Origin of the sequence: Streptomyces hygroscopicus subsp. hygroscopicus (assembly GCF_001553455.1) — a bacterium.
Classification (GTDB): Bacteria; Actinomycetota; Actinomycetes; order Streptomycetales; family Streptomycetaceae; genus Streptomyces; species Streptomyces hygroscopicus.
On record NZ_BBOX01000039.1, the window covers coordinates 24,484 to 32,258 of the forward strand.

A 7,775-nucleotide genomic window follows, 5' to 3' on the forward strand; every position below is an offset into this window, starting at 1 on the left:
CTTTCCTGAGCGGTGTCCTCTTCGTTCCGCACCGCCCCGCGCGTCGTCGGATGACGCGAATCGTTCGTTCGAACAGGGCGTAACGGCCGGCTCTCCACCGGCTGTACACCGATCCCGGGGCGCGGTCACCGGCGGTGCGCCCACCGGTCCCGGGGAGATTCCGAGCCGTTCCCCGCGGATGTCGGGGGCGCCGCCCCGGCGGATGTCCGGCCGTGGCCGAACGCGCGGTGCTGTAGCGGTCGTTGACCGCCTACCGCCTGCCCCCGACCGGCGGCTGGTGGTGCCGCTGGACGCCGCCGCCACCGCGGCCCCGGCCCGCCCGCCGCTGCCGGGCGAGGCGGACCGGGGCTGAAAGCGACACCTGTTCGGCACCCGGTGGACACTATTCCGTTTCGCCTCCGCCAGACCGGAGAGGCTGCCTGGCACGGAAAACCCATCGGCCCGCAGCACTGACCGGTGGCCGGTCCGCCCGGCCGGCCACCGCGGACGGAGGGAACGTGGCTCACAGCACATCCGGAAACCCGGCACATCAGGAGGCATCGGCCCGGCAGGACGCGGTACCGCACGGCGGCGGCACGGGACCGGGAACACCACCGCCGCCGACCCGGCGCGGCATGCTCGCGGTGGCCGCGGCGGCAGGGGCCGGCCTGCTCGCCGGCTGCGGCGAGAAGACCGCCGACTCCGCCTCCGGCGCGGGCCCGCAGGGCTCCAGGGGAGCGCAGCGCTCCCCGTCCGCCACCCCGTCTGAACGTTCTCCCTCCCCCACCCCGAAACCACGTCCGGAGCTGCCCCGCGGCGGCCGGGAGCTGTCCCGCTACCGTCTGGTGGGCTACTGCGGCCTGCCCGGCGCCGCCGCGCTCGGCCGGCTCGGCACGGGGGACCTCGACGACCGGGTGCGGGAGATCGAGAAGACCGCCCGCGCCTACGCCGCGGACCGCACACCGCAGCCGGTGCTCGAACTCCTGGCGACCGTGGCCAACGGCACCGCGGGCCCCGACGGCACCTACCGCTCGCGCACCTCCCCCGACACGATCCGCCGCTTCCACGACGCGGCCAAACGCCACCGTGCCCTGCTGCTGCTGAACATCCAGCCGGGCCGGGCACCGGTTCTGGGCGAGGTCAAGGCGCTGCGCGAATGGCTGGTCCACCCCGACGTCGGGATAGCGCTGGACCCGGAGTGGGAGATGGGTCCGGACCAGGTGCCGGGCGACTCCTACGGCCACACCAGCGGCAAGGAGCTCACCGATGTGGCCCGCTATCTCTCCGGGATCGTCGCCGAGCACGATCTGCCGCAGAAACCACTGGTCTTCCACCAGGTGGCGGTCTCCGTCGTCCGCGACCAGTCCGCGCTGCGTCCGCAGCCGGGGGTGGTTCTCATCAAGAGCGCGGACGGCATCGGATCACCGGGGATGAAACGGGACACCTGGCGGCAGCTGGTCAAGGACCAGCCCGAGGGCCTGCGCACCGGCTTCAAGCTCTTCTACGAGGAGGACACCGAGGGAAGCCGGCTGATGACCCCCGAAGAGGTGCTGGCCCTGCGGCCGCGGCCGGATTACGTCATGTTCGAGTGACCGGGGCGACGGCGCCACCCATACGGCCGCCCCCGGCCGGAGGGCCGGGGGCGGCCGGGCACCGCCGGGCGCGACGCGCGCTCAGGGGCGCGGCGCCGTCTGCACGGTGAGTGGCTCGTGACGGACGACATCACCGGGACCGCGCCGGGTGAAGCGCATGGCGACACAGGCACCCGCGTACAGCACCGCCACGACCAGCAGCAGCGCCTGGTAGCCGGTCACCAGGGCCAGGTACTCCAGGGTGCCGCCGACCAGGGAGCCCAGCAGATTGGCCCCGAAGGCCGCGGTGGGATCGGCGGCCGCCGCCAGCCGGTCGGAGAAGATGAGGTTGGCGCAGAAGATGGGGGCGAAGGCCAGCGCGATCGCGGCGGCCAGCCGGGGAGCGAAGGGCAGCCCCAGCACCAGATCGGACGGAATCAGCCAGGCGATCGCGAGGCTGGCGAACAGCATCAGTTGCAGCACGAGCTGGTTGACCCGGCGCATCCGCCGCCGGACCTCCACCGCGCACAGCACGGCGAGCAGCACACCCGCGAAGACCATGGCGTTGACCAGCCAGGTGGTGCCGAAGTAGAGCGCGAACCCGATCACGTTCTTGGTCTCCAGCAGCATGAACGCCACGCCGAGCAGGAAGACGTCCGTGTAGCGGGCGGTGCGCCTCAGCCGGACCCCGGTCAGCCGTACCGACACCAGCGTCACCAGCAGGATCGCGCCCAGCACCCCGATGTAGAGGGTGGGGATGGTGCGGTGCAGCAGATACGGGAACGGATGGTCGTCACCGGCCGCGGCGGGCACCGGGCCGGAGGGGTGCCAGGTGGACGTGGCGCAGGACTGGTCGCTGGAGGCGATTCCGGCCACCAGGATGGCGGCCTTCTTGCCCCCGTAGTGCGTGATGCAGGGAGCGTGCCCGAAGACGGAGGTGACCGTGGAGCCGAACCGGTCGATGAGCCAGTTCTGCCGGTAGTAGTTGTACATGGCGAACGCGCCGCCGGGGGCGAGGTGGCGGTGTGCCGCCTCGAACGCCTGCCGGGTGAACAGGTAGCTCTCCAGGCGCAGGTTGCTGGCGCCGGAGACCAGCGTCAGGGAGTCCGGCAGGGCGAGGACGATCAGGTCGTAGCGGGCGTCGGTCCGTTCGAGGAAGGCCCGGCCGTCGTTGATGTGCACGTGCACCCGGGGGTTGTCGTAGGGCCGCGCCGGGTGCAGTGACGCGCCGATCTCCTGCAGCCGGGGGTCGATCTCCACGGCGTCCACCCGCTGGGCGCCGTGGGCCAGCGCCATGGCCACGTCGTTGCCGTTGCCCGCCCCGATGACCAGCACCCGCCGGTGCGCATTGCGCGGGGTCTCCCGGTAGGGCTGTTCGTAGGGCGAGTCGGGGCGTCTGAGCACCTTCAGCGGGGCGATCGACTGGTGCGGCACACCATTGGCGGAGATCTTGTAGTCCCGGCTGCCGGTGGTCGGCCTGGTGACCTCGATCTTGTAGTACGGGGACCAGGAGATACCGCTGGCCGCCGTCTCCAGCGCCAGGACGGTCACCATCAGCAGCAGTGGCACCGTGAACCGGACGGTGTTGCGGCGGCCGCCGAGGGTGAGCAGCGCCACCGCGGCGAGCACACCCCACACCACCGACGGTGCGCGCAGCCAGGACAGCACCGCGAAGGACACCGATCCGGTGAGCGAGCCGAGCAGGTCGTAGCGGTACGCCTCCAGCGAGGGCAGCCGACGGAACTGATCGGCCGTCATCTTCCCGATCGCCGTCATGATCAGCGCGGTCAGACCGAAGAGCACCGGCAGGGTCACCCACTGCGGCAGACCGGTGGTCTTCACCGCCGTGAAGTAGATGACCTCGCCGCTGGTCTGCCGCACCTGCACGGGGAATTCCCGCACCAGGACGACGAGTACGGCCAGCGGGACGGGCGCCCAGCGGGTGAGCCACTGCCCACGGTCGGCGGGCAGCAGGAATCCCAGGCCGATCCCGAGGAACGAGCCCAAGAGGATGAAGTTCGAGAAATAGCTCAGATGGACGATATTGGCGCCGGTCCACCGGATCAGCGCCAGCTCGACGAAGAGCATGGTGGCGCTGGCCAGCAGCAGCCTCGCGCGCACGTTTTGCGGTCCTGGGCTGTGCTCCATGTCGGCCCACGCTGTCATCCGAGGCGGGGCAGGTCGAGCACCCGCACGGCCCGTGCCGTCGGCCGGACGGCGGGGGCCCATCCCCTCGGCAAGTGGCCCCGGCCGCACGCCTCCGCACCCGCGCGCCACCTCGCCGCCCGACCCCCGGCGGGGCCGTCCGGGCAGGTCAGCCGGGTGGCTCGGGGTACGGTACGCCGGCCGTGCGGTATGCGGCGGGCATGCGGCGACGAGGGGGCCGGGTCCGCTCCCCGGCACACCGCCGTACGGCGTTCGGGTCATGCTCCGGCCACCATCCGTCACCTGCCCGGGCCAACGGTGGACGCCCACGCGGAGGAGGGGCGCGAGGTCGCGAGGGGCGCGAGGGTCGCGAGGCTGCTGGTGCGGCAGGGCGGCCGTTCGGCGTTCGGCCGGTCCTGGGGAACGCCGACCCGAGGCGTTATGCGGTCCCGCGCGGACCAGCCGGGGCGGGAGGAACGGGGGAGGGCCGCGTGCGTGGCGAGCACCACCGCCCCGGCCACGGTGGCGGGTGCGTACCCCAGGAGAGAAGTCGCAGGCAGGCCCGCAACCCCGGCACGGAACTCATCACCATGGCGTGCGCGGCGGTCGACTACGCGCTCGACCACCCCGGGTTGTACCGCCTCATGTTCGGGCAGCCCTGCAGCACCCACCCGGACGCCGTCGCCGCCTCCGACGCCGCGATCGCCTTCGTAGCGGAGCGCATCGCGGCCGTCGCGCGGCCGGAGCGGTGCGAGGCGCTGCGCATCGGGCTCTGGTCGCTCGTGCACGGACTGAGCACCCTGCTGCTCGACGAACGCCTCGGCACGCGGACCCGCGCCGAGGCCGGTGCCCTGGTGGAGACGGTCGTCCGCACCATGCTGGACACCGGCCTCGAACGGCCGGACGGGTGCTCCGGGTGACCGGGGCGGGCTGACCGGGGTGGAGTGCCCACTCCGGTGCGGCCGGGATGGGGTGGCCACTCCCGCGTGCCCGGACTGGGGCGGCCACTCCAGTGCACCCGGGCTGGAGTGGCCACTCCCGCGTGCCCCGGGCTGGGGTGCCCGGGTGCACACCGCCGGTCAGCGGGTGTTCACCGGGGTCAGCTGGACCCGGTGGCGAAGTAAGGCTTGCACACGGTGCCCACGTAGTCCGTGGCGATCTCCAGCAGGCGGGTACCGTCCGCCGACGGGAGTAGCGCCGAGCTGTAGTTGGGGCACCAGTCGACGACCTTGGAGTCCACCCGCACCGGTGCGGAAATCGAACGCCAGGCCCCGGTGCCGCCCTTGCTGTTCGTCCACACGGTGGCACCGCTGCCGGCGGCGGTGCTGCCGTCGGCGTTGTTCAGGACCTGCCCGATGAGGAAGAGCTTGCCCTGGGGGTTGCCGGCCTCGGGGGCCCAGGCGAGGTTCGGCGTATGGGTGAAGTACTTGCCGTCGGCGGTTTCCGGACGGTAGCCGAGGTGCGCGGGGTTGCCCCAGTTCCAGCCGTCCCATGAGGTCCGGTAGTGGACCACACACGAGTACTGCCCCTGGGCGGCGCAGATCTCGTAGGCCATGAAGTACTGGCCGCTGGGCAGCTTGCGCACGATGGGCATACCGGGCCGGTCGGAGGCGAGGTTGCTGGCGACGGTGTCGTGGTGGCCCACCCAGGTGGTCCCGTTCGCACTGCGGGCGGCGACCAGTTTCTGGCTGTGGGCGGGGTCGGTCTCGTCCGAGTAGTGGACCACCAGACGGCCGCTGGAGTCGATGGAGAACTCCGGCTCCCACAGCCCCTTGGTGCTGGCGGCGGTGGCCACGGTGGACAGATAGGACCAGGTGCGCCCCTGGTCGTTGCTGCGGAAGACCCGGATGGCCATCCGGCGGTTCGGCTCGTCCTGGCCGATGGACGCGGACCACAGCAGGGTCCCGGCGGGCAGGGAGCCGACGGCCTGCGGCAGTTCGTACAGCGTGGCGCAGCATTCGCCCTGTCCGCCGGACGCCTCGGGGTCGGCCACCTCGCCCACCTGCCGGAAGGTGGCGCCGTCGTCGGTGCTCTCGTAGATGGCGCCGATGCCGTCCGAGCCCCGGAAGGTGACGACCGAGGCGAGGACACGGCCGTTGGCGGCGCCGTTGTGCTGGAGCCTCACGGCGCGTGGGTAAAGGCCGGTGCCGTCCCTCAGCAGGGTGCCGGAGGCCGCCGCGGCCGGTGGCGCCTGGATGGCCAGGAGCGAGCCCAGGACGGCCAGCAGGGTCAGCAGGACAGGCATGAGGTGTCTTCGGTACGGCGTGGTCATGCACGCTCCCTCGGGAGGAGTGACGAAGGGGGAAAGAGTGGGCCCGGGCCGTGCGGGCGCAACGGTAGGCAGAATTTCCAACGTTGTAAATCCCTCGCGCACGCATCCGTGGAGTCCGCCCTTCCGCAAGGCCCGCGGCGCCTTCGCGGCCACCTGCCCGCGGCGCCATCGCGGCCACCTGCCCGCGACGCCTGGCCGGTGGCCGCGCCCCGGCCCGGCTTGAGGGCCGGGCCGGATCAGAGCCGGGCTGGATCGGGGCAGGCCGGGGCGGGGCCGGATCAGAGCCGGGCCGATCCGAACGCCCCGCGGCGCGACGGTGGCGGTCCCGCCCGTCGGCCATCGGCTCCGTGGCGGTCACGTCAGCGCGACCAGTCCCACCCGGACTCCGCTGACGGTCCCCTCCTGGCGCATGGCCTCGGGGCCCCGGCCTGGCCGCCCATCGCCCCGCGTTCCGCGTTGTTCTGGCCGGTCGCCGTACCGGCCGGCGGCGGACCAGGGATGGACCAGGGATGGTCCAGGGACCGGCCGGGGCGGGGGGCGGACCACATGGCGGACCAGGCGCGGATCGGGGGCCGGTCGCGGGCGGACCGGCGGCGGGGGCCGGCGGACGGTGTGCCGCCGTCCGCCCCCGCCCCCGACCCTCCTCGTGGGCACACGACACCCTCCCCGTGGGCACACGACCGGCGTATGCCTGTAGTCCGTTGGGGTCGGGCTGCTGTCCAGCCTGAGCACCCTGCCGCCGGGTCGCGGCGACGATCTGTCCCTGAGCCCTCATACCGCCGAGACGGCGCTCGACCGCCGAGTCCCCACCCGTCCGCCCCACTCGCCCAGGGAGCCGAGATCATGCCCCAATACTTCCGCGACTCGCCCGAGTCTCTCGTTCCCGACGCGCTCGCGGGCTTCGCCGCCGCCCATGCCGACCTCGTCGCCTACCATCCCGACCACGGTTATTTCCGCACCCGCCACACCGCGCCCACCCGCCGCGTCGGACTGGTCTCCGGGGGCGGCTCCGGCCATGAGCCCCTGCACTCCGGTTTCCTCGGCACCGGCATGCTGGACGCCGCGTGCCCCGGCCGGATCTTCGCCTCGCCGCACAACCGGCAGATCTTCGAGGCCAGTCGCGCCGTCGCCGGACCCGACGGCGTGTTGCACATCGTCAAGAACTACACCGGGGACCGCATCAACTTCGGCATCGCCGCCGAACGCCTCGCGCACGAGGGCATCCACTGCGCCCGCGTCCTCATCGACGACGACCTCGCCAGCGACTCCGACGACATCGCGGTCGGCCGGCGCGGCACCGGCGCCACCCTGATCGTCGAGAAGATCCTCGGCGCCGCCGCCGACGAGGGACGCGGGCTGGACGAACTCACCGCCCTCGGCACCGAGGTGACCCGGCGGGCCCGCAGCCTGGCCGTCGCCTCGGCCGCGCACACCACGCCCGCCTCCGGGGCCCCGGCCTTCGCGCTGCCCGACAACGTCCTGGAGTTCGGGGTCGGGATCCACGGCGAGCGGGCCGAGGGGACCACCCCGCACGCACCGCTCGGCAAGCTGGTCGAGACCATGACGGACCAGCTGCTGGCCGCGCTGCCCGACACCGCCGGGACACGGGTGCTCGCCCTGGTCAACGGGCTGGGCTCGATCACGTCGCTGGAGCTGTACGGCATCCGCCACGCCGTCGCCAAGGCGCTCGACGACCGGGGTGTGGGCCTCGACAGGTCCCTGACCGGCACCTTCGTCAGCGCCCTGGACATGCGGGGCTTCTCGCTGACCCTGTTCGCCACCGACGCGGAGACGCTGCGGCTGTGGGA

At 72.8% G+C, this 7,775-nt stretch carries 5 protein-coding genes; 3 read left to right on the forward strand and 2 right to left on the reverse strand.

The features are described 5' to 3' along the window. Positions 1-497: 497 nt before the first annotated feature. The gene (locus AXW62_RS05435; protein ID WP_060943479.1) at positions 498-1,571 is read left to right on the forward strand and encodes a hypothetical protein; all 1,074 of its coding nucleotides are present in this window, start codon (positions 498-500) and stop codon (positions 1,569-1,571) included. Positions 1,572-1,652: 81 nt separating this feature from the next. Here AXW62_RS05435 and AXW62_RS05440 read toward each other — a convergent pair whose 3' ends face one another. Then, positions 1,653-3,671: a spermine/spermidine synthase domain-containing protein gene (locus tag AXW62_RS05440; protein WP_252368507.1), complete on the reverse strand. Its 2,019-nt coding sequence runs from the start codon at positions 3,669-3,671 to the stop codon at positions 1,653-1,655. Positions 3,672-4,186: 515 nt separating this feature from the next. On the opposite strand from AXW62_RS05440, the gene AXW62_RS43770 reads away from it, so the two are divergent. After that, positions 4,187-4,615 (forward strand): TetR-like C-terminal domain-containing protein, encoded by a 429-nt coding sequence (locus AXW62_RS43770; protein WP_159060817.1) that lies wholly within the window; start codon positions 4,187-4,189, stop codon positions 4,613-4,615. A 179-nt stretch (positions 4,616-4,794) separates the two neighbouring features. Here AXW62_RS43770 and AXW62_RS05450 read toward each other — a convergent pair whose 3' ends face one another. Continuing rightward, entirely contained in the window at positions 4,795-5,967 is a 1,173-nt protein-coding gene (locus tag AXW62_RS05450) for a sialidase family protein (RefSeq protein ID WP_060943482.1), read from the reverse strand. A gap of 843 nt (positions 5,968-6,810) precedes the next feature. On the opposite strand from AXW62_RS05450, the gene AXW62_RS05455 reads away from it, so the two are divergent. Continuing rightward, on the forward strand, positions 6,811-7,775 hold a 965-nt coding region (locus tag AXW62_RS05455), incomplete at its 3' end, for a dihydroxyacetone kinase subunit DhaK (protein WP_060943483.1).